Annotated in this window: 24 protein-coding genes; 17 read left to right on the forward strand and 7 right to left on the reverse strand. The window is 68.6% G+C overall.

All coding sequences use genetic code 11. The features are described from left to right. From sucD to EPO52_RS11865, 8 genes are all read left to right on the forward strand, one after another. A complete protein-coding gene (sucD, locus tag EPO52_RS11830) occupies window positions 1-906 on the forward strand; it encodes a succinate--CoA ligase subunit alpha (RefSeq protein ID WP_290806608.1) in 906 nt (301 codons plus the stop codon). 159 nt (window positions 907-1,065) lie between these two features. Next, entirely contained in the window at window positions 1,066-1,590 is a 525-nt protein-coding gene (locus tag EPO52_RS11835; protein WP_290806611.1) for a hypothetical protein, read from the forward strand. Between the two features lie 110 nt (window positions 1,591-1,700). Next, on the forward strand, window positions 1,701-2,996 hold the full coding sequence (locus tag EPO52_RS11840; RefSeq protein WP_290806614.1) for a DUF6350 family protein: 1,296 nt from the start codon (window positions 1,701-1,703) through the stop codon (window positions 2,994-2,996). 2 nt (window positions 2,997-2,998) lie between these two features. After that, window positions 2,999-3,592 carry a phosphoribosylglycinamide formyltransferase gene (purN, locus tag EPO52_RS11845; RefSeq protein WP_290806617.1) on the forward strand — a complete coding sequence of 198 codons (594 nt, stop codon included), beginning with the start codon at window positions 2,999-3,001 and terminating at the stop codon, window positions 3,590-3,592. Further along, window positions 3,589-5,199: a bifunctional phosphoribosylaminoimidazolecarboxamide formyltransferase/IMP cyclohydrolase gene (purH, locus tag EPO52_RS11850; RefSeq protein ID WP_290806619.1), complete on the forward strand. Its 1,611-nt coding sequence runs from the start codon at window positions 3,589-3,591 to the stop codon at window positions 5,197-5,199. The genes purN and purH overlap by 4 nt, the downstream gene beginning before the upstream one ends. Before the next feature lie 94 nt (window positions 5,200-5,293). Next, complete coding sequence (gene ddaH / locus EPO52_RS11855; RefSeq protein ID WP_290806622.1) at window positions 5,294-6,499, forward strand: dimethylargininase; 1,206 nt, start codon at window positions 5,294-5,296, stop codon at window positions 6,497-6,499. A 199-nt stretch (window positions 6,500-6,698) separates the two neighbouring features. Next, window positions 6,699-8,504 (forward strand): ABC transporter ATP-binding protein, encoded by a 1,806-nt coding sequence (locus EPO52_RS11860; RefSeq protein WP_290806624.1) that lies wholly within the window; start codon window positions 6,699-6,701, stop codon window positions 8,502-8,504. Beyond that, complete coding sequence (locus EPO52_RS11865) at window positions 8,501-10,315, forward strand: ABC transporter ATP-binding protein (RefSeq protein WP_290806627.1); 1,815 nt, start codon at window positions 8,501-8,503, stop codon at window positions 10,313-10,315. Before EPO52_RS11860 ends, EPO52_RS11865 begins: the two co-directional genes overlap by 4 nt. Here EPO52_RS11865 and EPO52_RS11870 read toward each other — a convergent pair. Genes EPO52_RS11870 through EPO52_RS11880 form a run of 3 tightly spaced genes read right to left on the reverse strand, consistent with a single transcriptional unit; the run spans window position 10,312 to window position 11,560 of the window. Continuing rightward, entirely contained in the window at window positions 10,312-10,734 is a 423-nt protein-coding gene (locus EPO52_RS11870) for a hypothetical protein (RefSeq protein WP_290806630.1), read from the reverse strand. The genes EPO52_RS11865 and EPO52_RS11870 overlap by 4 nt on opposite strands. Next, window positions 10,731-11,111 (reverse strand): MGMT family protein, encoded by a 381-nt coding sequence (locus tag EPO52_RS11875; RefSeq protein WP_290806633.1) that lies wholly within the window; start codon window positions 11,109-11,111, stop codon window positions 10,731-10,733. Before EPO52_RS11875 ends, EPO52_RS11870 begins: the two co-directional genes overlap by 4 nt. Continuing rightward, a complete protein-coding gene (locus tag EPO52_RS11880) occupies window positions 11,108-11,560 on the reverse strand; it encodes a GNAT family N-acetyltransferase (protein ID WP_290806635.1) in 453 nt (150 codons plus the stop codon). Before EPO52_RS11880 ends, EPO52_RS11875 begins: the two co-directional genes overlap by 4 nt. A gap of 138 nt (window positions 11,561-11,698) precedes the next feature. Between EPO52_RS11880 and EPO52_RS11885 the strand changes: the two genes are divergently transcribed. Next, window positions 11,699-12,916, forward strand: a complete 1,218-nt coding sequence (locus EPO52_RS11885; protein WP_290806637.1) for an NADP-dependent isocitrate dehydrogenase — start codon at window positions 11,699-11,701, stop codon at window positions 12,914-12,916. Between the two features lie 111 nt (window positions 12,917-13,027). Here EPO52_RS11885 and nagA read toward each other — a convergent pair whose 3' ends face one another. Then, window positions 13,028-14,251, reverse strand: a complete 1,224-nt coding sequence (gene nagA / locus EPO52_RS11890) for an N-acetylglucosamine-6-phosphate deacetylase (protein WP_290806639.1) — start codon at window positions 14,249-14,251, stop codon at window positions 13,028-13,030. Then, a complete protein-coding gene (locus EPO52_RS11895) occupies window positions 14,251-14,604 on the reverse strand; it encodes a YrdB family protein (RefSeq protein WP_290806642.1) in 354 nt (117 codons plus the stop codon). The genes nagA and EPO52_RS11895 overlap by 1 nt, the downstream gene beginning before the upstream one ends. 176 nt (window positions 14,605-14,780) lie before the next feature. On the opposite strand from EPO52_RS11895, the gene EPO52_RS11900 reads away from it, so the two are divergent. The 8 genes from EPO52_RS11900 (at window position 14,781) to EPO52_RS11935 (ending at window position 23,396) form a co-directional block, all read left to right on the forward strand. After that, a complete protein-coding gene (locus EPO52_RS11900) occupies window positions 14,781-15,974 on the forward strand; it encodes an ROK family transcriptional regulator (RefSeq protein ID WP_290806644.1) in 1,194 nt (397 codons plus the stop codon). 62 nt (window positions 15,975-16,036) lie between these two features. Further along, the gene (locus EPO52_RS11905) at window positions 16,037-17,317 is read left to right on the forward strand and encodes an extracellular solute-binding protein (RefSeq protein ID WP_290806647.1); all 1,281 of its coding nucleotides are present in this window, start codon (window positions 16,037-16,039) and stop codon (window positions 17,315-17,317) included. Between the two features lie 134 nt (window positions 17,318-17,451). Next, window positions 17,452-18,441, forward strand: coding sequence for a sugar ABC transporter permease (locus EPO52_RS11910; protein ID WP_290806649.1), 990 nt, complete (start codon window positions 17,452-17,454; stop codon window positions 18,439-18,441). Further along, window positions 18,438-19,337, forward strand: coding sequence for a carbohydrate ABC transporter permease (locus tag EPO52_RS11915; protein ID WP_290806651.1), 900 nt, complete (start codon window positions 18,438-18,440; stop codon window positions 19,335-19,337). The genes EPO52_RS11910 and EPO52_RS11915 overlap by 4 nt, the downstream gene beginning before the upstream one ends. Next, window positions 19,334-20,821, forward strand: a complete 1,488-nt coding sequence (gene nagZ, locus EPO52_RS11920) for a beta-N-acetylhexosaminidase (RefSeq protein WP_290806653.1) — start codon at window positions 19,334-19,336, stop codon at window positions 20,819-20,821. The genes EPO52_RS11915 and nagZ overlap by 4 nt, the downstream gene beginning before the upstream one ends. Further along, a complete protein-coding gene (locus EPO52_RS11925) occupies window positions 20,818-21,858 on the forward strand; it encodes an ROK family protein (protein ID WP_290806656.1) in 1,041 nt (346 codons plus the stop codon). Before nagZ ends, EPO52_RS11925 begins: the two co-directional genes overlap by 4 nt. Next, on the forward strand, window positions 21,846-22,634 hold the full coding sequence (locus EPO52_RS11930; RefSeq protein ID WP_290806658.1) for a glucosamine-6-phosphate deaminase: 789 nt from the start codon (window positions 21,846-21,848) through the stop codon (window positions 22,632-22,634). The genes EPO52_RS11925 and EPO52_RS11930 overlap by 13 nt, the downstream gene beginning before the upstream one ends. Before the next feature lie 39 nt (window positions 22,635-22,673). Further along, a complete protein-coding gene (locus EPO52_RS11935; RefSeq protein ID WP_290806660.1) occupies window positions 22,674-23,396 on the forward strand; it encodes a hypothetical protein in 723 nt (240 codons plus the stop codon). Here the strand turns inward: EPO52_RS11935 and EPO52_RS11940 are convergent. Together EPO52_RS11940 and purU are read right to left on the reverse strand one after the other, a co-directional pair. Then, the gene (locus EPO52_RS11940; RefSeq protein WP_290806663.1) at window positions 23,393-24,334 is read right to left on the reverse strand and encodes a linear amide C-N hydrolase; all 942 of its coding nucleotides are present in this window, start codon (window positions 24,332-24,334) and stop codon (window positions 23,393-23,395) included. The two genes, EPO52_RS11935 and EPO52_RS11940, sit on opposite strands and share 4 nt — an antisense overlap. Before the next feature lie 43 nt (window positions 24,335-24,377). Next, window positions 24,378-25,235, reverse strand: coding sequence for a formyltetrahydrofolate deformylase (purU, locus tag EPO52_RS11945; protein WP_290806664.1), 858 nt, complete (start codon window positions 25,233-25,235; stop codon window positions 24,378-24,380). Between the last annotated feature and the right edge of the window lie 107 nt (window positions 25,236-25,342).

Here is a 25,342-nt window from a genome sequence, read left to right on the forward strand (position 1 = left end):
ATGTCGATTTTTCTGAACAAGGATTCCAAGGTCATCGTCCAGGGCATCACGGGCGGTGAGGGCACCAAGCACACCGCTCTCATGCTGAAGGCCGGCACCCAGGTCGTGGGCGGGGTCAACGCACGCAAGGCGGGCACCACGGTGAGCCACACCGACAAAGACGGCAACGCCATCGAGCTGCCCGTGTTCGGCACCGTGAAGGAGGCCATCGAGGCCACCGGCGCCGACGTGTCGATCGCATTCGTGCCCCCGGCGTTCTCGAAAGACGCCATCGTCGAGGCCATCGATTCCGAGATCCCGTTGCTCGTGGTGATCACCGAGGGCATCCCCGTGCAGGACTCGGCCGAGGCCTGGGCCTACGCCAAGGCCAAGGGCAACAAGACCCGAATCATCGGCCCGAACTGCCCCGGCATCATCACGCCGGGTGAGGCGCTCGTGGGCATCACTCCCGCGAACATCACCGGCAAGGGCCACATCGGTCTCGTGTCGAAGTCGGGCACGCTGACCTACCAGATGATGTACGAGCTGCGCGACCTCGGCTTCTCGACCGCCATCGGCATCGGCGGCGACCCCATCATCGGCACCACGCACATCGATGCGCTCGCCGCGTTCGAGGCCGACCCCGAGACCCACGCCATCGTGATGATCGGCGAGATCGGCGGCGACGCCGAGGAGCGCGCGGCCGACTTCATCAAGGCGAACGTCACCAAGCCCGTTGTGGGCTACGTGGCCGGATTCACCGCTCCCGAGGGCAAGACCATGGGTCACGCCGGTGCGATCGTGTCGGGTTCGGCCGGAACCGCCCAGGCGAAGAAGGAGGCACTCGAGGCCGCCGGCGTGCGCGTCGGCAAGACCCCGAGCGAGACCGCTGCCCTTCTCCGCGAGGTCTACGCGGCGCTGGGCTAGCTGCTGTGGGGGCTGTGCTGCGCGCAGCCCCCACAGTCCGCGCCGCCGCCTCTGCGGCGCGGGCGACATGTTCGCGTGCTGTCGCTGCGCGGCAGCGCGCTCACCCTGGGGCGTCGGGTACGGCCTGCTGCGTGCGGTGCCGTCTGACAGAATTGCATCGTGAACGAAGCCGCATCCGTCTCCAGCCCGCCGGCGCCCCTGTGGCTGCGGCTGCGCCACGAGCTCGTGACGCCCGAGTCGATCTACGGCACCATCATCGTGAGTGCCCTCATCGTGCTGATCGAAGACGGTGAGAACGACTTCGACCTGATGGTGAAGGTGGCGGTCACCAGCTTCGTGTTCTGGATCGCCCACGTCTTCGCCACCACCGTCGCCCACCACGGCAAGCGCAACGGCCGCGAGATCCCTCTGGGCGAGGCGCTCGCCCACGCCGTGCGGCACTCCGCGGGCCTGCTTCTCGCCGCCATCATCCCGGTCGGCACGCTCGCCCTGGGTTCGGCGGGCATCATCTCGGAGTCGCTCGGCTACGACCTCGCCCTCGCCGTGGGCGTGGTCATCCTCTTCGCGCTCGGCGTGCTCGCCTTCGCCGAACGCGGTGCCCGCTGGTACGCCTGTCTTGCCGCGGGAGCGACGACGGCCCTGCTCGGCATCGCCGTCATCCTGCTGAAAGCCGTGTTCCACTGACGCCGCCGCGGGCGCCAGCGGGTCCCTCCCGCTGAGTGACCGCTGAGCTTGTCCGGGGCCGAGCGTGCCGTCGTCGGATGTCCGCGACCGGCAGGTAGGCTCGGCCACGCATGAATCGCCCAATCACCGCTCTCCTCGCCGCCCTCGACGCGGTGATCGTCGTCGCCATCGGTGTCGGCATCCCGCTGGTTCCGCTCACCATCCTGTGGGCCACGCAGTTCGGGCTGGCCGTCGACTGGCTCGACTTCTGGCGTGCCTCGGGCGACCTCTGGCTGCTCGGCAACGGGGTCGACCTCCTGCTGACGGTCGACCCCGACCTCGCTCTCCGCCTCGGCGTCGAGGGTGCGGGAGTGCCGTTCGAAGTGGGCATCGCCCTGCTGGGGTTCGCGGTGATCACCGTGCTGCTCGGCCTGCGTGCCGGCCGGCGCCTCGGTGCCACACCCTATCCCGTCACCGGTGCGGTGGTGGGTGTGCTGGGTGTCGGAGTTCTCGGCCTGCTCGTGGCCGTGAGCGCCGGGTCGGCCGGCGCCCTCCCGTCGCTCGCCCAGAGCGCCGTGTTCCCCGCCTTCGTCTACGCGATCGGCCTGGCCATCGGCTATGCCTGGGCGAACCGCCGGGTGACGCCCGTCGAATTCGGCGCCTCGTCGGGCATCCGAGCCCGAATGTCGGCCCTCTCCAACGGCCTGGCTCCCGGTGATCGGGGCCTCGTGGCCCTCGTCTTCCGAGGCGGCGCGATCGCGGCGGCCGGTGTGGTCGGCGTGAGCGCCGTCGCGATGGCGCTCATCCTGGTGTTCAACTTCTCGTCGATCGTGGCCCTCTACGAGAGCCTGCAGGCCGGACTGATGGGCGGCATCTCGCTCACCCTCGCGCAGCTCGCCCTGCTGCCGAACCTCATCATCTGGACCGCCTCCTGGTTCGTGGGTCCCGGCTTCGCCCTGGGCACCGGATCCGCCGTCTCGCCGCTCGGCACCCAGCTCGGGCTCGTGCCGTCACTGCCGGTGCTCGGCGCTCTGCCGCAGGGCACTCCGGCGCTCGGCTTCGCAGGCCTTCTCGTGCCGGTGGTGATCGGCTTCCTCACGGCGGCCATCCTGCGGCCCGCCTACCTCGCGCTCGTCCGGGGGCGGGGCAGGCGCGGCATCCGGCTCGCCGCCACCGCGCTCGGCTGCGGGGTCGTGGGCGCCAGCATCCTGGCCCTCCTGGCGCTCTGGTCGGGCGGCGCGGCGGGGCCGGGGCGCCTTGCCGACGTAGGTCCGGATGCGGGCCTCGTGTGGCTGTGGGCCTTCGTGGAGCTCACCGTCTCCGTGCTGCTCGGGCTGCTCGCCGGCGCCACCTCGCGTGGCCCTGCGGCGGGAGCCTCAGGCCCGAGCGACCGGCACGGGAGCGGGGAGCCAGCGGATACACTGTGACGGTGCTTTCCCTCCTGGTTCTGATCTCCGGGGGAGGCTCCAATCTCCGGGCGCTCCTCGAAGCAGCCAGTGACGCCGAGTATCCCGCCCGGGTGATCGCCGTGGGTGCCGACAACGACGCCGACGGACTCGCGCACGCCGAGGAGTTCGGCATCCCGAGCTTCACCGTGGTGCCCACCTCGTTCGCCTCGCGCGCCGAATGGGGCGACGAGCTGCTCGCCCAGATCGAGCGCTGGGCACCCGACCTCGTGGTGTGCGCCGGGTTCATGCGCATCCTGCCCCCGAACGTGGTGCACGCGCTCAGTCCGCGCCTCATCAACACGCACCCCGCTCTGCTTCCCGCCTTCCCGGGTGCCCACGCCGTGCGCGACGCGCTCGCCGCGGGCGTGGCCACCACCGGGGTGACCGTGCACGTGATCGACGACGGCGTCGACACGGGCCCCGTGATCGTGCAGCGCGAGGTCGCCGTCCGGCCGGGCGACACCGAGCACGATCTGCACGAACGCATCAAGTCCGTCGAACGCGACCTGCTCGTGCAGGCCGTGCTCGACATCGCCAACGGAGACGTCGACCTCAAGGAGACAGCAGCACGATGAGCGGTCCGCAGCACGACCCGAGCCTCTACACCCACCGCGACGACGTGGCGATCAGCCGGGCGCTGATCTCGGTCAGCGACAAGACGGGGCTCGTGGAGCTGGTGCAGGCGCTCGCCGCCGCCGGCGTCGAGATCGTGTCGACCGGATCGACGGCCAAGACCATCGCGGACGCGGGGGTGACCGTCACCGAGGTGTCGGCCGTCACCGGGTTCCCCGAATCGCTCGATGGCCGGGTGAAGACCTTGCACCCGGGTGTCCACGCCGGCATCCTCGCCGACCTGCGGCTCGACTCGCACACGCACCAGCTCGAGGAGCTCGGCATCCGCCCGTTCGACCTCGTGGTGGTGAACCTCTACCCGTTCCGCGAGACGGTGGCGTCGGGCGCCGCTCCCGACACGGTGATCGAGCAGATCGACATCGGCGGCCCCGCCCTCGTGCGCGCCTCGGCCAAGAACTTCGCCAATGTGGCGATCGTGGTGTCGCCCGAGCGGTACGGCGACATCGTCTCGGCCCTGGATGCGGGCGGAACCACGCTCGAGACCCGCCGGGGCCTCGCGGCCGACGCGTTCGCCCACACCGCCTCGTACGACACGGCCGTGGCGGCCTGGTTCGCCGCGCAGCTCGATGAGACGGTTGCGGATGCGGCCCCCGAGTTCCCGTCGACGCTCGGCGTCTCGGTCGCCCGGGCCAGCACCCTGCGCTACGGCGAGAACTCGCATCAGCAGGCGGCGCTCTACGCGGCGGAAGACGGCCACGGAATCGCGCAGGCCATCCAGCTGCACGGCAAGGAGATGTCGTACAACAACTACGTCGACGCCGATGCCGCCGTGCGCGCGGCCTACGACTTCGCCGAGCCGGCGGTGGCCATCATCAAGCACGCCAACCCGTGCGGCATCGCCGTGGCCGATCCGTCGGCCCCCGAGGCCATCGCCAACGCTCACGCGAAGGCGCACGCCTGCGATCCGCTCTCGGCGTTCGGCGGCGTCATCGCCGCCAACAGGCCCGTCACCCTCGCCATGGCCGAGACGGTGAAGGAGATCTTCACGGAGGTGCTGATCGCCCCCGCCTTCGACGCGGATGCCTTCGAGGTGCTCTCGGCCAAGAAGAACCTGCGCCTGCTCACGCTGCCCGAAGGGTACCGGCGCGAACCGGTCGAGCTGCGTCAGATCAGCGGCGGCTTCCTCGCCCAGACGCCCGACGGCTTCTCGTCGCTCGATCCGTCGACCTGGTCGCTGGTCTCGGGCGAGGCCGCGGACGAGGCCACCTTCCGTGACCTCGAGTTCGCGTGGAAGGCCTGCCGCTCCGTGAAGTCGAACGCGATCCTGCTCGCCTCGGGAGGAGCATCCGTCGGCGTCGGCATGGGTCAGGTGAACCGGGTGGACTCCTGCGAGCTCGCGGTCACCCGAGCGGGCGATCGGGCCAAGGGCTCGGTGGCGGCATCCGACGCCTTCTTCCCCTTCGCCGACGGCCCCGGAATCCTGATCGCGGCGGGGGTGAAGGCCATCGTGCAGCCCGGCGGATCGGTGCGCGACGCCGAGGTCATCGAAGCAGCCCAGAAGGCCGGCGTCACCATGTACTTCACCGGGGAGCGCCACTTCTTCCACTGAGCCGAAGCCGGTCCAGCAGGGGCCGGCAGACGTTCAGCAGCCACCCCACCGGCTCGCCGGAATCGTTCAGGCAGAATCACCTAAGGTCGTCACTATGTCATCGTTCCGGCTCCGCTCCGTGACCGCGTCCGTCGTCGCGGCGGCGGTCGTCGCCGTGATAGCGCTCGTCACCGCCGACCTGGCGTACTTCATCGCCAATGCCCAGAACGCCCAGGTGTTCACGGTCTACAGCGAGTACTTCCTGAACTCCACCCTGCTGCTGTTCCTGTTCTCGGCCATCTTCGGCATCGTGGGTGCCTATCGCCGGTGGTACACGGCACTCATCGCCGGAGTCGTCTCGGCCGTGATCGCCACCCTCGTGGGAACGGGTCTCGGGGCGCTCTCGGTAGGGGTGGCCCTGGGTGACATGATCGCGCCGCTCTTCGGCACGCTCGTGGGCAACAACCTGATCTTCATTCTGGCCGCAGTGGTCGCATCCGTCACCGTGGCCCGTCGCATCCACGGGCGCATCGCCCTCTCCGAGGAGCAGGAGGTGCTGCGCAAGAAGTACGTGCTCGTGCGCCGGCCCGGTGCCTCGCTCGCCGAGGGGATCGTGACCCATGTCGAGCGCACCGAGGTCGATGTCGAGCTCGCCAAGGAGCAGTGGGAGACCTACGTCGCCGCGCTCACGGGTGCGGGCTGGGTGCCCGTCGAGGTGCCTGTCGCCGATGATCTCGCCGACTCGGTGTTCGTCGAAGACGCCGTGGTGATGTTCGGCACGCTCGCCGTGCTGGGCAGCCCCGGTGCGGAGAGCCGCGAGGACGAGCTGCCCGAGGTGGAGGAGTCGCTCACCGCGCTCGGCCTCGAGGTCACCCGCATCGAGAAGCCCGGCACCCTCGATGGGGGCGACGTGCTGAAGATCGACTCCACCATCTACGTGGGGCGCGGTGGGCGCACGAACTCCGACGGCATCCGTCAGCTGCGCAAGATCCTCGCGCCGCGCGGCTACTCGGTGGTGGCGGTGCCCACCTCGAAGGCGCTGCATCTCAAGAGCACCGTCACGGCGCTGCCCGACGGCACGGTGATCGGCTACCGGCCGCTCGTGGACGACCCGTTCATCTTCGACCGATTCCTCGAGATGCCCGAGCCGAGTGGCGCGCACGTGGTCGTGCTGGCCGACGACACCGTTCTCGTGGCCGCATCCGCTCCGGAGTCGGCGCGGCTCATCGAGGGCCTGGGCTACCGCGTGATCTCGGTCGACATCTCGGAGTTCGAGAAGCTCGAGGGATGCGTCACCTGCCTCTCCGTGCGGGTGCGCTGATCTCGTCGTGACCTGCTCCGTCTCGTCCTGATCCGTCTTGCATTGAGCACCGCCCTGCCGCTAGCCTGTAAGGCTGCGCGCCGCCGGCCACCCTCGAGCTAGGGTCATCTCGGCATCCCCGACCACACCTTCGCGGGAATCGTCGCGCGCGGCGATGCGTTGAGCCACGAGCTCGCCGCGAGCGATGAGGAACGGGAACATGTCAGAGAAACCAGGGTCGGATGCCGCCGGAACGGTGGCGGTGCTGCTGCGACTGCGGCCCTACGCGGCGAAGGCGCTGCCGCGCATCTACACCGCCATGGTGGTCTCGCTCGCCGCGAGCGCCGTGGCGCTCGCCATCCCGCAGGTGCTGCAGTGGATGGTCGATGGTCCGCTGACCGACGGCGACGCCGGGCAGATCTGGCTCGCCTTCGGCATCGTGCTGGCCCTCGGCGTGTTCGAGGCCGTGCTCATCGGTGCCCGTCGCGCGCTCGTGCTGACGCCGGGCACCCACGTCGAGGCACGCATGCGCAATGCGCTCTACGCGCACCTCGAAGACCTCCCGGTGGCCTTCCACGACCGCTGGCCGAGCGGCCAGCTGCTCTCGCGCGCCGTGAGCGACCTGAACCTCATCCGCCGCTGGCTGTCGTTCGGCCTGGTGCTTCTCGTGGTGAACGTGCTGACCCTCATCGGCGGCCTGGTCATCCTGCTCACGCTGAACTGGGTGCTCGGACTGATCTTCGCGCTGGCCGCCATCCCGGTCATCGCCTACAGCTTCTCTTTTGAGCGGCGGTACTCACGGGTGGCGCGGCTCAGCCAAGACCAGGCCGGAGACCTCGCCACGAGCGTCGAGGAGTCGGTGCACGGCATCCGGGTGCTGAAGGCCTTCGGCCGGAGCCGGTACGCCCTGAAGCGTTTCGAGAACCAGGCAGAGCAACTGCGCGGCACGGAGATCGAGAAGGCCAAGGCCATCGCGGGCATCTGGCTCTACCTCACCCTCATCCCCGACCTCGCGTTCGGGGTGTGCCTCGTGGTCGGAGTGTGGCTGGCGTCCACCGGTCAGTCGTCGGTGGGCGAGCTCGTGGCGTTCTTCGCCACCGGCACCGTCTTGCTGTTCCCCATCTGGTCGATGGGCTACTTCCTCGCGATGACCCTCGATGCGAAGACGGCCACGCTGCGCTTCTTCGAGGTGATGGACTCGGAGAACACCATCACCGATCCCGTGAGCCCGGCCGTGATCGAGGGCGGGCGAGGTGAGCTGTCGTTCGACGACGTGCACTTCCGCTACCAGGACGCGCCGGAGTCGTTCCCCGACCTCATCGACGGAGTCACCCTCACGGTGCGCCCCGGAGAGACCATGGCCCTCGTGGGGCTCACAGGATCGGGCAAGTCGACGCTCACCGCGCTCACCACCCGCATCTACGACGTCACCGGGGGAGCGGTGCGGGTCGACGGCGTCGACGTGCGCGACCTCAGTCGTGACGACCTGCGAACCCGCATCGCGATGGCGTTCGAGGAGGCCACGCTGTTCAGCCAGACGGTGCGCGAGAACGTGCTGCTCGGCCGGCCGGAGGCGAGTGAGGCCGAGCTGCGCGAGGCGCTCGACATCGCGCAGGCCTCCTTCGTCGACGACCTGCCCCAGGGGCTCGACACCAAGGTGGGGGAGGAGGGGCTGAGCCTGTCCGGAGGGCAGCGTCAGCGCCTTGCACTCGCTCGGGCCATCGCGGCCCGGCCGAGCATCCTGGTGCTCGACGACCCGTTGTCGGCCCTGGATGTCGACACCGAGGCCCTGGTCGAAGCGGCGTTGCGGCGGGTGCTCGCCACCACCACGGCCCTCATCGTGGCGCACCGGCCCTCCACGGTGGCGCTCGCCGACCGCGTCGCGCTGCTGCAAGACGGGCGGGTCACCGCCGTGGGTACCCATTCCGAGCTGCTCGCCACCAGCGAGCACTACCGCTTCGTGATCTCGAGCCTCGAAGCAGACGAACAGCAGAACGACGAACAGAACCAGGAGGTGACGACATGAGCGATGCATCCGTGACCGGAGTCGAGGGCGAAGAGCGCGACGATCTGTCGACCGCCGAGAGCAAGCAGATCCGCGATCGTTCGCTGCGCCTGCTGGGCTCCTTGGTGCGGCCGATGCGCGGCCGGCTCATCGTCAGCATGATCGCCGTGGTCATCAGCACGGCTTCCCAGGTGGCCGGTCCCGCGATCATCGCCTACGGCATCGACTCGGGCCTGCCCGCCCTGCTGCAGCAGAACTGGATGCCGGTGGCGCTCGCCGGGGTGGCCTATCTTCTGGCCGGCGTGCTCGGGGCGGTACTCATCGCCTGGTTCACCGTGCTCTCGGCGCAGATCAGCCAGGCGATCCTGTTCGACCTGCGCCGGCGCGTGTTCCTGCACACCCAGCGACTGAGTCTCGAGTTCCACGAGAGCTACACGTCGGGTCGCATCATCTCGCGGCAGACCAGCGACCTCGACGCCATCCGCGAGCTGCTCGACTCGGGCATCAACCAGTTGGTGCAGGGCGTGCTCTACATGGTGTTCACCGCGGTGGCGCTGTTCCTCCTCGATGCCGAGTCGGGTTTCATCCTGCTGGCCGCGCTCGTGCCGCTCGCGGTGCTCACGCGCTGGTTCCAGGTGCGCTCGCAGCGGCTCTTCCGCCGCACCCGGGTCGCCTCCGCCCACCTCATCGTGCACTTCGTCGAGACCATGACGGGCATCCGGGCGGTGAAGGCGTTCCGCAAGGAGAAGCGCAACGAGGTCGAGTTCGGCGGCCTCGTGGAGGACTACCGTCAGACGAACGCCCGCGTCATCAAGCTCTTCGGCATCTACGATCCCGGGCTCGTGCTGATCGGAAACGTCGCCGTGGCCGTGGTGCTGCTCGTGGGCGGGTTCCGGGTGATCGGCGGCGGCATCGAGGTGGGTGTGCTGCTCGCCGCCGTGCTCTACACGCGACGGTTCTTCGATCCCATGGAAGACATGGCGATGTTCTACAACGGATACCAGAGCGCCACGGCGGCCCTGGAGAAGATCTCCGGCGTACTCGAGGAGCAGCCGAGCGTGCCCGACCCCGAGCAGCCGGTCGACCTGTGGACGTCGAAGGGTGCCGTGTCGTTCGATGACGTCGCCTTCGGCTACAAGGCAGATCGACCCATCCTGCCCGCGTTCGACCTCGCCGTGCCGGCGGGGCAGACCATCGCGCTCGTGGGCTCGACAGGTGCCGGCAAGTCGACGCTCGCCAAGCTGATCTCGCGGTTCTACGACCCCACTGAGGGGCGGGTCACCCTCGACGGCATCGATCTGCGTGACCTGCACCCGAAAGACCTGCGGCGCGCCATCGTGATGGTCACCCAGGAGGCCTACCTGTTCTCGGGTACCGTGGCCGACAACATCGCCATCGGCAAACCGGATGCCACCCGAGAGGAGATCGTCGCGGCGGCCGTCGCCGTGGGGGCCGACACCTTCATCCGCGGTCTTCCGAACGGTTACGAGACCGACGTGAACAAGCGCGGCGGCCGAGTGTCGGCGGGTCAGCGTCAGTTGATCTCGTTCGCCCGGGCGTTCCTGGCCGACCCGGCGGTGCTCATCCTCGACGAGGCGACCGCCTCGCTCGACATCCCGAGCGAACGCCTGGTGCAGGATGCTCTGCAGACCCTGCTCGCCGACCGCACGGCGATCATCATCGCGCACCGGCTGTCGACCGTGTCGATCGCCGATCGCGTGCTCGTGATGGAACGCGGTCGCATCGTCGAAGACGGAACGCCGGCCGATCTCATCTCGGGAGAGGGGCGATTCGCCCAGCTGCACGCCTCCTGGCGCGAATCCCTGGTCTAAGCGGCCGGAGAGCCGTATTCCCAAGCGAAGAAGCTCGAGCCAATCCGCGATACGTGCCAGTTGTCTATGCAGGCAACACTGTCAGGGCTGATTTGCTGTGGCCACCATGTGTCATCCAAGGGAGCTGTGACGTCAGTGGCGGGCGGATCGCAGGCAGCACCCATGTCTTCGGGGGCCGGGTCATCCCACTTCAGGATGGCATCACCGGTCTCTGCGTTCTGCTTGATGCGGATCATCACGGCGTCATCGGGCACGAACGATGGGATTGAGATCGTGGCGTTCGGCCCCGATGCATCGGCCTTCGTGGCGTAGAGCTGCGATTCGACGGGCGGCGTGAGCGCGCTGGCGAGGGTGCAACCGGAGAGTGAGGCGACGAGTGCTGTCGCCGCGATCCCGGCGAGAAGTGCGCGTCGTTTCATCGGCTGTGGTCGGTCCTCTCATCATGGGCGCCCGGGTTCGCCGGCTGCCACCGAGCTACAGCGTAGCTGACTGCATAGCCCGGTTCCCGCGAGATCGCTCGGAGCGGGGTGCCCTCGGTATCGTAGTGCGCCCGGGCGGAGGCCTCGTGGCCGATGGGCGGCAGGCCTCCGGCGCGCACCACCCGCCACCACGGATGCGCGTGACCGTAGCGGCGCATGATGCTGCCGACCGCTCGCGCGGCGCGGGTGCCGAGCAGGGCTGCGACGTCGCCGTAGCTCAGCACCATGCCCGGTGGGATGGAGTCGACCACGTCGAGCACGTCGTCGACGAACGACGGCTGGTCATCGGATGCGCCGGGCTCGCGCCCCGCGGTCACAGCGGCAGAGCGGCGACCGTCTCGCCGTACGGCGTCTCGCCCGTGTTCTCGAATCCGAGCTTGGCGAAGAACGCCTCGGGCCCGACCTCGCCGGGCTCGAAGATCACCGTGATGTGGCCGAATCCCCGCGAGCGCGCCTCATCGGCGAGGGCGAGTACCGCGAAGCGACCCACGCCGTGGCCCTGCGCGGTGGCGGCCACGTTGATGCGCCAGATGCAGCTGCGGAACTCGACCTCGTGCGCATCCGGATCGAAGTTGCCCATGATGAAGCCGACCACCTCGTCGTCTTCGAGCACCACCCGGGGCCAGGCCGTGACCGGGTTCACGTAGGCCTCGGCGATGGAGTGCGAGACGGGAGCGACGAACTGCTCCTGCCCGGGCTTCAGCGAGAGCGTGTTCGCCGCGACGATGTTCGATGCGGACAACTCTTCGAGCCTCAGTTCACCCATGGACTCAGGGTAACGGCTGCGCAAGGGGCGCGCCAGCGAGTGTGCCGTGAGTGCGGGAAAGTATCTCGATGTCGAGATACTTGGGAAAGCGGGTAAACTGGTGGACGGCCCATTTCCGGCGGCTGTTGAGGAGCTGAATTGTCCAAGATCAAGGTTGAAGGCACGGTCGTCGAACTCGACGGCGACGAGATGACTCGCATCATCTGGCAGGCCATCAAAGACACGCTTATCCACCCGTATCTCGATGTGAACCTCGAGTACTACGACCTCGGCATCGAACACCGCGACGCCACCGACGACCAGGTCACGATCGACGCGGCCCACGCCATCCAGAAGCACGGCGTCGGCGTCAAGTGCGCCACCATCACGCCCGATGAGGCGCGTGTGGAGGAGTTCGGCCTGAAGAAGATGTGGAAGTCGCCGAACGGCACCATCCGCAACATCCTCGGCGGCGTCATCTTCCGTGAGCCCATCATCATCTCGAACATCCCGCGTCTCGTTCCCGGCTGGAACAAGCCGATCATCATCGGCCGTCACGCCTTCGGCGACCAGTACCGCGCCACCGACTTCGTGTTCAAGGGCAAGGGCAAGCTCACCGTCCAGTTCACCCCCGAAGACGGTTCCGAGCCGCTCAAGTTCGACGTCTACGACGCTCCGGATGACGGCATCGCGCAGGTGCAGTACAACCAGGATGCCTCGATCCGCGACTTCGCCCGCGCCTCGCTCAACTACGGCCTCACCCGCAACTACCCGGTGTACCTCTCCACGAAGAACACCATCCTGAAGGCCTACGACGGCCGGTTCAAAGACATCTTCCAGGAGATCTTCGAGACCGAGTTCAAGGAGAAGTTCGACGCCGCGGGCCTCACCTACGAGCACCGCCTCATCGACGACATGGTCGCGTCGGCCATGAAGTGGGAGGGAGGCTACGTCTGGGCCTGCAAGAACTACGACGGCGACGTGCAGAGCGACACCGTGGCCCAGGGCTTCGGCTCGCTCGGCCTCATGACGTCGGTTCTCGCCACCCCGGATGGCAAGGTCGTCGAGGCGGAGGCCGCCCACGGCACCGTCACCCGGCACTACCGTCAGCACCAGGCCGGCAAGCCCACGTCGACCAACCCGATCGCGTCGATCTACGCGTGGACACGGGGGCTCGCCCACCGCGGCGTGCTCGACGGCAATCAGGAGCTGATCGACTTCTCGCTCACGCTGGAAGACGTCGTGATCAAGACGGTCGAGTCGGGCAAGATGACGAAAGACCTGGCGCTCCTCGTGAGCCCCGACCAGCCGTACCAGACCACCGAGGAGTTCCTCGCGACTCTCGATGAGAACCTCAAGGCGCGCATGTCGGCCTAGGTCTCTTTGGTCTGGTCGCGAAGCGGGGCCGGGATATCGCACTCACGCCTCAGGGTTCAGCGGAGCTGAAAGGCGGCGTGAGCACGATGTCCCGGCCCCGCTTCGCTGCGCTCAAGGGAGGGTGCGACCTTCGGCGATCACTCGCTGCGCTTCGTAAGTCTGGCTGAGGAGGACTGCGTCTGCCAGGTAGCCCGGGGAGAGGCGGCCCAGGTCGTGGGAGCGGCCCAGTACGCGGGCCGGGGTGGACGTGAGGGCTGTTACCGCGGACACCGGGTCGACGCCTGCGGCGATCGACGTGCGGAGGGCGGCGTCCTGGGTGAGGGTGGAGCCGGCGATGGTGTCGGTGCCGGCCAGGAGCGCTCGGCCGTCTGCGACCTCGACGTCGAGGGTGCCGAGGCGGTAGGGGCCGTCGGGGGCGCCGGCGGCGGCCATGGCGTCGGTGATGAGGGCGATGCGGCCGGGCGCGGCTCGAAAGGCGGCCTCGAGGGTGGCCGGGTGCACGTGCACGCCGTCCGCGATGAGCTCGAGGGTCACGCGGTCGTCGTCGATGGCGGCCACGATCGGCCCCGGGTCGCGGTGGTGGATGCCCGGCATCGCGTTGAAGGCATGGGTGAGGAGAGTGGCTCCCCGGGCGAAGGCCTCGCGGGTCACCTCGAGGGAGGCATCCGTGTGGCCTACGGCCACGACGACGCCCGAGGCCACGAACGTGTCGATCGCCTCGAGGGCACCCGGGAGTTCGGGGGCGATCGTGACCTGCACGAGGCGGCCCTCGGATGCTTCGAGCAGCTGCTTCAGCACGTGGCGGGTGGGCACGCCCAGGAAGTCGGGGTTGTGGGCGCCCTTCCGTGAGGGCGCGAGAAAGGGGCCCTCGAGGTGGGCGCCGAGCACCGTGGGGTCGTCGGCGGCCAGGCGCGCGATGGCGTCGAGGCTCGCTGCCAGAACGTGCGGCGGATTCGCCACGAGCGAGATCACCGAGCGGGTGGTTCCGTGGGCGCGGTGCTCGGCGAGGGCCGAGCGGATGGCGTCGGCGCCGTCGTCGAAGGCGAACCCGCCGCCCCCGTGCCCGTGCAGATCGATGAACCCGGGCGTCAGCCAGCCTCCGGCGGCATCCACCACCTCGATGGTCGGCGGAGTCGACGGAGAATCGCGATCTGTCGGCGGAACGACGGATGCCGCATCCGTCGTCTCCTCGAACATCCGTCGTTCGCCCTGCACGTGGTGTCGCCAGCCGGTGCCGGTGCCCACCGCAGTGATACGGGTGCCCTCGGCGAGCATCCAGAAGTCGTCGACGATACCGTCGGCGTCGAGTTTGCGGGCTCCGTGGAGGAGGAGCATCACTGGAACTCTTTGCGCCCCGAGATCACACCCGAGATGACGGCCACGACTCCGAACACGGCGGCGATGATCGGCTGGCCGAGCATGAGCCAGGCGAGTGCGGCCGAGCCCATCACCACGATCTCCACGAGCGCCTTTCCGAAGGCGTCGATGTGGAACACGGCCCGGGGCGAGCGGAAGAGGCCCCACACCACGATGGCGAAGAGGGGGGTGGCTATGCCGAACGCGATGTTCCACGGGAAAGGCCACGCCGTGAAGCCCCACCACCCGAGGGTGAAGAAGGTGAACAGCTCGAGCACGAACCTCAGCACGTCGTTGAAGCTGATTCGTGTCGCCGCGGTCTGTTCCTGCACGAAGTCCATGTTAGGCCAGTGGCGCACCGTCGGCGGAGCCGGCCGTTGCGGCCGAGCCCAACCCCCGCGAGCCCGCCGCTCATCACGCGGGTCGCGTGTTACGGGTTTGTAAAGGATGCGCACAAAGTCGTCACGAACTCTTGCACGGTGATTGTTCGTACGCTTTACTAACAAACATGACTGCATCGGAAGTGCAGCGAAGCTCTTCCCGCACCGACACGGCACAGCCGTATCCGGTTCAGGGCTTCGCACACGGAAAAGCCTTGAGACCGAGCTCCAAGGTGCTCCCCGAGCACGCCCGAGGCCACAACCGCTCGCTCGTTCTGCAGACCCTCTACCGCGAGGGTGTGCGCAGCCGCGCCGACATCGCCCGCGAGACCGGTCTCACCCGCGTCACCGTGAGCGCCCTGGTGGCCGAACTCATCTCCGACGGCCTCATCAAGGAGCTCGGTCAGCGCGAGGAGACCCGCCCCGGCAAGCCCGCCACCCTGCTCGATCTCGACCGAAGCGCCTTCGTGATCGTGGGCCTCGACCTCTCCGAGCACTCCACCTTCTCGGGAGCCCTCCTCGATCTCGACGGCGCCATCAGCGCCCGCGCCGAGGTGGAGCTCGCCGGCAGCACCGGCGATGATGCGGTGGAGAAGGTCGTCGCCCTCACCCGGCAGCTCGTCGAGCAGGCCACCGCCCCCGTGCTCGGCATCGGCGTGGGATCACCGGGTGTGGTCGACCTGGGCGGGGTCGTGCTCTCGGCGCCGAACCTCGGCTGGAACGGGATGCCGCTGCAGAGCATCCTGAACGAGCGCTTCGGCGTGCCGGTGCTCGTGGCCAACGACGCCAATGCCGCGGTGCTCGCCGAACACAGCTTCGGGGGCGCCGACAGCGACGCGATGCTCATCACCATCGGCCACGGTGTCGGCGCGGGCCTGCTGCTTGGCGGCACCCCGCTCTACGGTAGCCGTTTCGCCGCCGGCGAGATCGGCCACGTCGTGGTGGGCACCGACGGAGGAGCGGTGTGCGCCTGCGGTAAGCGCGGCTGCCTCGAGACGTGGCTCAGCATCCCGAATCTCATCACCCGGCTGGAGGGAGCGGATGCGGCCGACCGCGCAGTCGCCCTCCGCGAGGCCGGCGAACGGCTGGGCATCGCCCTGGCCCCCATCGTGGGCGCGCTCGATCTCAGTGAGATCATCCTGAGCGGCCCCACCGAACTTCTCGACGGGCCCCTCATGGCCGCCACCGTCGAGACGCTCCGAAACCGGACGATGGCCGAGTTCCACGGCTCTCTTTCGCTTCGGATGACCACGCTCGGGCACGACATCGTCTTGCGCGGCGCGGCCGTCATGGTCCTCTCCGGCCAGCTCGGGGTCTCCTGACGGAACCCTCGCATCACAGCAGTAACCCGCAGTACCCATCGCCCTAGGAAAGGTTGAACACAATGAGGAAGACGACACTCGCTGTCACCGCCCTCGGCCTCACGGCAGCGCTCGCGCTCGCCGGATGCGCCGGTGGCACCACGTCGGGCGGCGATTCCGCCGCGAGCTCCACCGGCGACATCCGCGTCTGGCTGAACGGCACCGACACCCCGCAGGATGCGCGCGACTACCTGAAGACCACGTTCGAGAGCGAGAACCCCGGTTCGACGCTCACCATCGAGGAGCAGTCGTGGACGGGCCTCGTCGACAAGCTCACCACGAACCTCTCGGGCTCCGACAGCCCCGACGTGGTCGAGGTGGGCAACACCCAGGCCGCCGCCTTCACGTCGGCCGGTGCGTTCCTCGACCTGAGCGACCAGTACGACTCGCTCGGCGGCAGCGACCTGCTGCCCGGCTTCGTCGAGGCCGGATCGTATGACGGAAAGTTCTTCGCCGCCCCCTACTACTCCGGCGCCCGCCTGGTGTTCTACAAGAAGGACCTGCTCGCGAACGCCGGACTGACGGTGCCCACCACGCTCGACGAGTACGTGTCGAACGGTGTCGCGCTCGCCGCCGCCAACCCCGGCGTCTCGGGCATCTACTTCCCCGGCCAGGACTGGTACAACGCCCTGCCCTACATCTGGGAGGCGGGCGGCGAGATCGCCACCCAGGACGGGGACACCTGGACCTCGTCGTTCTCGAGCCCCGAGTCGATCAAGGGCCTCGAGCAGGTGCAGGAGGTCATGACCAAAGCCTCCGTCGCACCGAAGGACGGCAATGAGACCGACCCGCAGGTTCCGTTCTGCGAGGGAACCGTGGCGAACCTCTCCGCTCCGAGCTGGGTGAAGGGCTCCATCCTCGCCCCCCTCGATTCGAAGGCCCCCGGATGCCCCGACCAGGAGTCGAACCTCGGTGTCTACGCCCTCCCCGGCGCTGACGGCGGCGCGGCCCACGTCTTCGCCGGCGGTTCCAACATCGCGGTGTCGGCGAACTCGGCTCACCCCGATCTCGCCGAGAAGGCGCTCGCCATCATGCTGAGCGACGACTACCAGACGATCCTCGGCAAGGCGGGCCTCGTGCCGGCCAAGCTCTCGCTCGCCTCGACCCTCGGAACGGATGACGTCGCCAAGGCCATCGCCGAGGCCGCCGCCAACGCCAAGCTCACCCCGGCCTCGCCGAAGTGGGCCGATGTCGAGGCCTCCGGCGCCCTGCAGGACTTCTTCGTGTCGATCGGGGAGGGCGGCGACGTCACGAGCCTCGCCAAGGCGCTCGACGAGAAGATCGACGGCATCCTCAACTCCTAGGAGGAGGCGGAGGATCCGCTCGACAGAGTGAAAACCCGACGGTGGCCGTGCGCCAACACGGCCACCGTCGGGCCCAGATGCCCATCGCCCTAGGAAGGTGAAGGCACACCGCAATCGTAGTAGGAGGACCACGGATGACCTCGTCTGTGATGCTGGTCCGGGAGCATGAATCCGGAGGCGTTCAAGAGCTTCCGCTCACGCCGAAGAACAAGAAGAAACGCGGCCCCTCTCGGGCCAAGCCAGGCCGGTTCACGCCGGGGGTTCTGCTCCTGCCGGCCCTCGTCATCCTGGCCGTCGTGATCGGGTGGCCGCTCATCCAGCTGTTCGTGATGTCGTTCCAGGAGTTCGGCCGGGCGCAGGTGTTCGGCGCCCCCGCACCCTTCGTGGGCTTCGACAACTACACCCGGGTTCTGAGCGACCCGCAGTTCTGGGCGGTGCTCGGCCGCAGCATCCTGTTCTGCCTCGCCAACGTGGTGACGGCGATGGTGCTGGGCACCCTCGTGGCGCTGCTGATGAATCGGGTGAACAAGGTCTTCAAGGTGCTCGTCTCGGTGGGCCTGCTGCTCGCCTGGGCCATGCCCGCGCTCACCGCCACCATCGTGTGGGGCTGGATGTTCGACACCCAGTACGGCGTAGTCAACTACCTGCTCGAGGCCGTGAGCGGGCAGGACTTCACGAACCACTCCTGGCTCATCGATCCGTTCTCGTTCTTCGTGGTGGCCACTATCATCGTCACCTGGGGAGCGGTTCCCTTCGTGGCCTTCACCATCTTCGCCGGCCTCACCCAGGTGCCTGACGAGGTGCTCGAAGCCGCGCAGCTCGACGGTGCGGGCGCCTGGCAGCGGTTCCGCCTGATCGTGTTCCCCTATCTCCGTTCCATCTTCGTGGTGGTGATCATCCTCCAGGTCATCTGGGACCTGCGCGTGTTCACGCAGATCTTCGCCCTGCAGGGCATCGGCGGCATCAAGGAGCAGACCTCCACGCTCGGCGTGTACATCTATCAGACCTCGCTCGGCAAGGGCGACTACGGCACGGGCGGCGCGATTGCCGTGATCATGGTGATCCTTATGGTGGGCATCTCGATCTTCTACGTGCGCCGCAGCCTCAAGGAGGAGGAAGAATGAGCGCCGCTGTGACAACCGCTCCGGCCACCACCCGCACCCCGCACCGCCGCCTGTCGGCGAAGAAGCGCACCACGGCCATCGTGCTCGGCGCGCTCTCGATCATCGTCTTCCTGTTCTCGGTCTTCCCCGTCTACTGGATGGTGAACACCTCGCTGCAGCCGAACAACGAGATCCGTGGCGCGGTGCCGAACTTCGTGCCGCAGAACCTCACGATGGCGAACTACGAGACCGTGATCTTCGACCCGGGGCGCGCACCCTTCCTGCCTGCGCTGGGCAACTCGCTCATGGTCACCGTGTCGACCGTGATCATCGCTCTGGTGTTCGCGTTCCTGGCCTCGCTCGCGGTCACGCGCTACCGCTTCAAGAGTCGCAAGACCTTCATCTTCGCCATCCTCATCATCCAGATGATCCCGGCCGAGGCCATGATCGTCTCCACCTACCGGGTGCTCGACGGCTGGGGCCTGCTCAACACCATCGGGGGGCTCACCCTCGTGTACGTGGCCACGGTTCTGCCCTTCACCATCTGGACGCTCCGCGGCTTCGTGAACGGCGTGCCCGTCGAGCTCGAGGAGTCGGCCATGATCGACGGCTGCTCGCGCACCGGCGCGTTCTGGCGCATCACGTTCCCTCTGCTCGCTCCCGGGCTGGTCGCCACGGGAGTGTTCGGGTTCATCCAGGCCTGGAACGAGTTCCTGCTCGCCCTCGTGGTGAACTCCCGACCCGAGATGATGACGCTGCCCGTGTGGCTGCGCACCTTCCAGCAGGTCACCGGCACCACGAACTGGGCGGCCATCATGGCGGGATCGACCCTCATGGCCATCCCCGTGATCGTGTTCTTCCTGATCGTGCAGGGCCGTATGACCTCCGGGCTCGTCAGCGGGGCGGTGAAGGGATGAGCGGGCCCTCGACCTCGAGCCGGCAGCAGGTTCTCCGCACCCTCCTGCCCGGATTCGTCGGCACCGAGCTGCCCGACTGGGTGAAGCGGATGCTCCGCGACGGCCTCGGTGGGGTGTGCCTCTTCGGCGAGAACATCGTGTCGCCCGAGCAGGTGCGCGCCCTCACCGACGCGATCCGGGCCGCGAACCCGGATGCCCTCATCGCCATCGACGAGGAGGGCGGCGACGTCACGCGCCTCTACTACGACCGCGGAGCGCCCTATCCGGGCAATGCCGTGCTCGGGCGCCTCGACGATCGCGAGGCCACGCGGGCCGTCGGGCGCGCCGTGGGCGCCGAACTGCGCGCCGTGGGCGTGAACCTCGACTTCGCACCGGATGTCGACATCAACTCCGATCCCCGGAACCCGGTCATCGGCATCCGCAGCTTCGGCACCTCGGCCGACCTCGTCGCGCGCCACGGCGCGGCCTGGGTCGACGGGCTGCAGGCGGAGGGAGTGGCGGCGAGCATCAAGCACTTCCCGGGCCACGGCGACACCGCGCAGGACTCGCACCTCTCGCTGCCCACGGTCGATGTGTCGCTCGAGACGCTGCATGAGCGCGAGCTGCGGCCTTTCGCGGCGGCCATCGAGGCCGGGGCGCTCACCGTGATGACCAGCCACATCTTGCTTCCGCAGGTGGACGCCGAGAACCCCGCCACCTTCTCGGCCCGCATCCTGGGCGGCATCCTCCGTGGGGAACTCGGGTTCAGCGGAGTCGTCGTGAGCGATGCCCTCGACATGGTGGGTGCGAGCGGCGAGATCGGCATCCCGGCCGCCGCCGTGCGGGCGCTCGCCGCCGGGTGCGACCTGCTCTGCATCGGCACGAAGAACACCGAAGCCCAGCTGGAGCAGATCGTGGCCGCTGTGGCCGAGGCGCTCGGCGATGGATCGCTCCCGGTGGAACGGTTGGCCGACGCAGACGAGCGGCTGCGCCGGCTCGTGCGCGTGCTGAAGGAGACGGTCACGGCGGCTCCCACCGCGTCTCATTCGGCTCCGCACCACTCGTCGCTCGACGCCTCCGCACTCGCTTCGATCTTCCGCATCGATCCGTCCGTCGACCTCGCCGGCCCCGGCTGGGTCGTCGTGCGCGTCGACACGGTGGCGAACATCGCCGTGGGGGAGGTGCCGTGGGGGCCGTTCGCCGCGTTCGGCGCCCGTGGGCCGGAGCTGCCGATCGTCGCGGTCACGGAAGCGGACTGGGCGTCGCCGATCGGAGATATTCCCGAAGCGGCATCTGTTCTCGTGGTCGGAAAGGACAACCAGCGACGGGCGGAGGTCGTTCGGCTCATCGACTCCCTTCGTGCGCGGCATGAGCGTGTCGTGACGGTCGACATGGGCTGGCCGGGAGACGACCCGAGCTACGCCCAGATCGCGACGTTCGGGGCATCCGCTCTGCTCGGCGAGGCGCTCGCCCAGCTGCTCGAGACCGAGGGGGTGCGGGCATGAGGCTCGGTCTCGACATCGGCGGCACCAAGACGGATGCCGTGGCCGTCGACGCGCGCGGTGTGATCGTCGAACGCGTGCGCCTCGCCACGGGCTTCGGCGCCGACGCCGTGATCGCCACCGCGCTCGACGGCGTCGCGCGCATCGCCGAGGCCACCGGTCTCAGCCCGCTCGAGTTCGAGTCGATCGGGGTCGGCATCCCCGGTCAGGTCGACGTGGCGACCGGGGGCGTGTCGCACGCGGTGAACCTCGGCTTCGACGAGCTCGACTTCGGCCCGCGGCTCACCGCTCTGCTCGGGCGTGAGGTCAAGGTCGAGAACGATGTCAAAGCGGCGGCACTCGGCGCCTACCACCTGATGGTGCCTCCCACGGGCGCGGTCGGCGGTCTCGTGCCGTCGATGGCCTACCTCAACCTCGGTACCGGTCTCGCCGCCGGTCTCGTGATCGACGGAGCGCTCTGGCGCGGCTCGCGCGGTGCGGCGGGCGAGATCGGGCACATCCCGGTCGACCCCAACGGCGTGCTGTGCCCGTGCGGCCAACGGGGCTGCCTCGAGACCGTGGCCTCCGGGTCGGCGATCGCGCGGCAGTGGGGCAGCGACGATCCGATCCCGGCGCGCTCGCTGCTGGCGGCCGCGGCCTCGGGCGACGAGACGGCGATCGCCATCCGTTCGCTCCTCGTCGACAACGTCGCTGCCGCGGTGCGTGTTCTCGTGCTGACCGTCGATGTCGAGCTCGTGATGATCGGCGGAGGACTCAGCAACCTCGGAGACTGGTTGCTCGACGAGGTGCGGCGGGTTCTGACATCCTGGGCGGAGGAGTCGTCGTTCCTGGCGTCGCTCGGCCTCGACGGCCGTGTGCGGCTGGTTCCGGCAGGCTTCCCCGCCGCGGCGGTGGGCGCTGCACTGGTCGGCGCACCCCGGGCCTCAGCCGGCGCAGAGGCCGGCGCAGATGCCGACGACCAGCACGACGCCGGTGGCCCGGACGACAACGCGCTGGATGGCCGGCGCGACGACGAGAGGATGGCCGAGTGGCTGAAGTGATCGTGGTCGGCAGCCGCAAGGCGGCCGGCGCGCTCGTGGCCGAGGCGATCGAGCGGCTGGTGGGCACGCGCCCGGATGCCGTGCTCGGCCTCGCGACCGGCGACACCCCCCTGCCCGTCTACCGCGCACTCGCGGAGCGCGTGCGGGCGGGACTCGACCTCTCGGCGGTGCGCGGCTTCGCCCTCGACGAGTACGTCGGCATCCCCGTGACGCATCCGGAGAGCTACCACTCGGTGATCGCGCGCGATGTCGTGGGGCCGCTGAAGCTGAACCCCGCCGCCGTGCATGTTCCGGATGGCCGCACGCTCGGCATCGAGACCGCGGGGGAGCGCTACGAGGTGGCCATCACCTCGTCGGGCGGCATCGACCTGCAGATCCTCGGTATCGGCACCGACGGGCACATCGGCTTCAACGAGCCGGGCTCCTCGTTCGCGTCGCTCACCCGGGTCAAGACACTCACACGGCAGACCCGCGAGGACAACGCGCGCTTCTTCGCCTCGATCGACGACGTGCCGGTGCACTCGATCACCCAGGGGCTCGGCACCATCCTGCGTGCGAAGCGGCTCGTGCTGCTCGCCTTCGGGGCGGCCAAGGCGCACGCGGTGGCCGCCGCGGTGGAGGGGCCGCTCTCGGCGAGCGTGCCGGCATCCGCGATCCAACTGCATCCGAGAGCCACCGTGGTGGTCGACGAGGAGGCCGCGAGCATGCTCACCGAACTCGAGTACTACCGCGACGCCTTCGCCCAGAAGCCGATCTGGGATCCCGTCATCCTCTGACCGGATGAGCTATCCTCGTCGTACGGATGAGGGAGGCTCATGTTCGAGTGGATGGACCTCGGCGCGCTCGAGGAGAAGATCGACGCCCGAGAGGTGCGCGCGCGACGATCGCGGAACGCTCCCCTGAGTCTGCGGCGGGTGTGGGCCACCGTGCTCGGCTTCCTCGGCACCTGCGCCCTCGTGGTCTTCCTGGCGTTCTATGTCACAGGCGGCGACCTCGACCTGGTGCCATGGTTCGTGATCGGCATCGCCGTGCTGTTCGTGGTGGCGTGGTTTCTCACGAGGCGGTCGAAGGCACGCACCCTGCGCCGGCGCCTGCGACTCGAGCACCTGGCCGAACGCAACGGCCTCGCGATCGGCTTCGACGCCGATGTCGCCCCACTGCGCCTGATGGTGCGCGGCCGAGGCCCTCACGGAGACGCATTCGAGATGGGAACGGTGCTGATCTCCGAGACGACGGCCGGGGGTGCGGCGAAGACCGTGGAGCGCGTCTTCCTGCAGCTCGGGGTTCGCGGTGATGCCGGGGTCGAGCAGGGGTCGGCACCCGCCGAACTCTCGATCAGCGAAGCGCACCTCGGTTCGCTGCCGGCGGCCGCAGCGGGGTTTGCGTCGGCACCGATCGGATTCCGGTATCGCGAGCAGGGCGACGGCGCGACCGCCTACCTCGATGAGCCGCTCGATCTCGCCGACGCCGACAGCTGGAGGCGTCTCGATGCCGTCGCCGGCTGGCTGATGGCGCGAGAACCCGGGCGCCCTGCCTAGAACGCCAGTGCGGCCGGGGTGAGACGGGCGGATGCATCTCCCACGAGCGACTCGTCGCGCGGGTCGAGGCGCAGCACCTCGGTGCCGTCGGCGAGATCGGCGAGCGTCACCCAGAAGATGCTGGGGCTACGGGTGGACCCGAAGTAGTAGACGCCGTTCGTGAGATCGGCACCTGACTGCCACCAGGTGGGGTAGACGCCGCCGTCGGAGTAGGGCGCGCCATAGGGCACCGAGACGTTGGCGATGAGCTGGAACACACCCGCGACCGCCTGTTGCTCGTTCTCGGGCTCCGGAAGATAGTGCAAGAAATACGAGGCGCGCACGAACCGGTCCTGGCTCGTGATGTCACCGGGTGGCGGCAGCTCACCGCCGAACGGACGGTAGTTGCGGAGGTTCTCGAGCTGCTTGTCGAGCGAGGGGGAGTTCGCCATCACGGTGAACTCGGGTCCGTGGTGCACGACCAGCCGTCCATCGATCGGCTCGATGATGGCCGAGTCGCCGGATGCATCCTCCAGCGCGATGTGCACGCCCATCTGCTGGCCCCGCATCTCCTGCGAGAAGAGGCGCACCCGATCGACCCCGTCGACCGCCTCCGCGACGGTGGCGAAGTTGTCGAGGAAGTACTGCACCCACAGCGCGATCGACACCGCGGGTCGGTCATCCGGTGCCGGGTACTGCACGTCTTCGACGTTCAGGTACAGGGCGTGAGCGGCGAGGCCCTTCTCGTTGAGTCCGTCGACCGTGCCGAGGCCCCACATGCTGACCGAGACGCTCGAGTGCTGCGACACCCACTCGAACGAGTCGGCGCCGGCATTGCCCGAGCGGCTCAGGCCACGCGGGGTGAACCATAGGTCGGGCTCGTCGCTCACCGACCAGTCCATGCAGCGGCTGACGGTCTTGGCGACCGCATTGTCGTTCCAGAAGATCCGAGTGCACATGGTCAGAGAGTACCCGGTGACCCGGTGCCGGACAGGGGATCGATCAGCGGAAGATGATGGTGCGGGCGCCGTCCTGCAGCACGCGGTCTTCGGCGAACCACTTCACCGCCGTGGTGAGCGTGCGGCTCTCCTCGTCCTGGCCGATGGCCACGAGCTCGGCGGGCGTGCGGGTGTGGTCGACGCGCACCACGTTCTGCTCGATGATGGGGCCCTCGTCGAGGTCGCTCGTCACGAAGTGCGCGGTGGCACCGATCAGCTTCACGCCGCGGGCGTGGGCCTGCTTGTAGGGGTTCGCGCCCTTGAAACCGGGCAGGAAGGAGTGATGGATGTTGATGAGCCGGCCCGCGAGGCGCTCGCAGAGCTCGGGGGAGATGATCTGCATGTAGCGCGCCAGCACCACGAGTTCGATGTCGTGCTCCTCGACCACGTCGATGACGCGCTGTTCGAAGGCGGCCTTGGAGGCGGCATCCGTCACGGGAAGCGACTCGAAGGGCACGTCGTAGAACCCGGCCAGCTCGCGCAGCGACCCGTGGTTGGAGAGCACCAGCGGAACGTCGATGGGCAGCTGGCCGTTGCGCTCGCGGAAGAGCAGGTCGTTCAGGCAGTGCGCCGCCGTCGACACGAGCACGAGGGTGCGGAGCGGGCGGCCCACGACGTCGAGCTGCCAGTCCATGTCGTAGCGCGCCACCACGGGCGCCAGCGCGGCTTCGAACACCTCGCGGCCCGACTGCGACTCCACCTGGAGGCGCATGAAGAAACGGCCGGTGTCGGCCGACGAGAACTGCTGGCTCTCGGTGATGTTGCCGCCCGATTCGACCACCGCGCCGCTCACGGCGTGCACGATGCCGGGCAGGTCGGCGCAGACGAAGGTCAGAACCCAGTGATTGTGCGGCAGCGTCATCTGCGTATCTCCTCTGTGCCTCTTGCCTGCGAGTGCCCCTCAGCTACAATAGTCAGTGGTCGCGCGGTCATCGTCCGGCCACGGGCATGTACGAAGTCGTCACCGTC

It is taken from the genome of Herbiconiux sp. (assembly GCF_004297105.1).
GTDB lineage: Bacteria > Actinomycetota > Actinomycetes > Actinomycetales > Microbacteriaceae > Herbiconiux.

What these genes read in the sequence shown, in the direction of transcription:
- EPO52_RS11915 (WP_290806651.1), top strand. Translation starts at nt 18,438, where the DNA reads ATGAGCGCCGCTGTGACAACCGCTCCGGCCACCACCCGCACCCCGCAC.
- nagZ (WP_290806653.1), top strand. Translation starts at nt 19,334, where the DNA reads ATGAGCGGGCCCTCGACCTCGAGCCGGCAGCAGGTTCTCCGCACCCTC.
- EPO52_RS11900 (WP_290806644.1), top strand. Translation starts at nt 14,781, where the DNA reads ATGACTGCATCGGAAGTGCAGCGAAGCTCTTCCCGCACCGACACGGCA.
- EPO52_RS11865 (WP_290806627.1), top strand. Translation starts at nt 8,501, where the DNA reads ATGAGCGATGCATCCGTGACCGGAGTCGAGGGCGAAGAGCGCGACGAT.
- ddaH (WP_290806622.1), top strand. Translation starts at nt 5,294, where the DNA reads ATGTCATCGTTCCGGCTCCGCTCCGTGACCGCGTCCGTCGTCGCGGCG.
- purH (WP_290806619.1), top strand. Translation starts at nt 3,589, where the DNA reads ATGAGCGGTCCGCAGCACGACCCGAGCCTCTACACCCACCGCGACGAC.
- EPO52_RS11935 (WP_290806660.1), top strand. Translation starts at nt 22,674, where the DNA reads ATGTTCGAGTGGATGGACCTCGGCGCGCTCGAGGAGAAGATCGACGCC.
- EPO52_RS11925 (WP_290806656.1), top strand. Translation starts at nt 20,818, where the DNA reads ATGAGGCTCGGTCTCGACATCGGCGGCACCAAGACGGATGCCGTGGCC.
- sucD (WP_290806608.1), top strand. Translation starts at nt 1, where the DNA reads ATGTCGATTTTTCTGAACAAGGATTCCAAGGTCATCGTCCAGGGCATC.
- EPO52_RS11910 (WP_290806649.1), top strand. Translation starts at nt 17,452, where the DNA reads ATGACCTCGTCTGTGATGCTGGTCCGGGAGCATGAATCCGGAGGCGTT.
- nagA (WP_290806639.1), bottom strand. Translation starts at nt 14,251, where the DNA reads ATGCTCCTCCTCCACGGAGCCCGCAAACTCGACGCCGACGGTATCGTC.
- EPO52_RS11905 (WP_290806647.1), top strand. Translation starts at nt 16,037, where the DNA reads ATGAGGAAGACGACACTCGCTGTCACCGCCCTCGGCCTCACGGCAGCG.
- EPO52_RS11870 (WP_290806630.1), bottom strand. Translation starts at nt 10,734, where the DNA reads ATGAAACGACGCGCACTTCTCGCCGGGATCGCGGCGACAGCACTCGTC.
- EPO52_RS11880 (WP_290806635.1), bottom strand. Translation starts at nt 11,560, where the DNA reads ATGGGTGAACTGAGGCTCGAAGAGTTGTCCGCATCGAACATCGTCGCG.
- EPO52_RS11840 (WP_290806614.1), top strand. Translation starts at nt 1,701, where the DNA reads ATGAATCGCCCAATCACCGCTCTCCTCGCCGCCCTCGACGCGGTGATC.
- purU (WP_290806664.1), bottom strand. Translation starts at nt 25,235, where the DNA reads ATGACGCTGCCGCACAATCACTGGGTTCTGACCTTCGTCTGCGCCGAC.
- EPO52_RS11860 (WP_290806624.1), top strand. Translation starts at nt 6,699, where the DNA reads ATGTCAGAGAAACCAGGGTCGGATGCCGCCGGAACGGTGGCGGTGCTG.
- EPO52_RS11940 (WP_290806663.1), bottom strand. Translation starts at nt 24,334, where the DNA reads ATGTGCACTCGGATCTTCTGGAACGACAATGCGGTCGCCAAGACCGTC.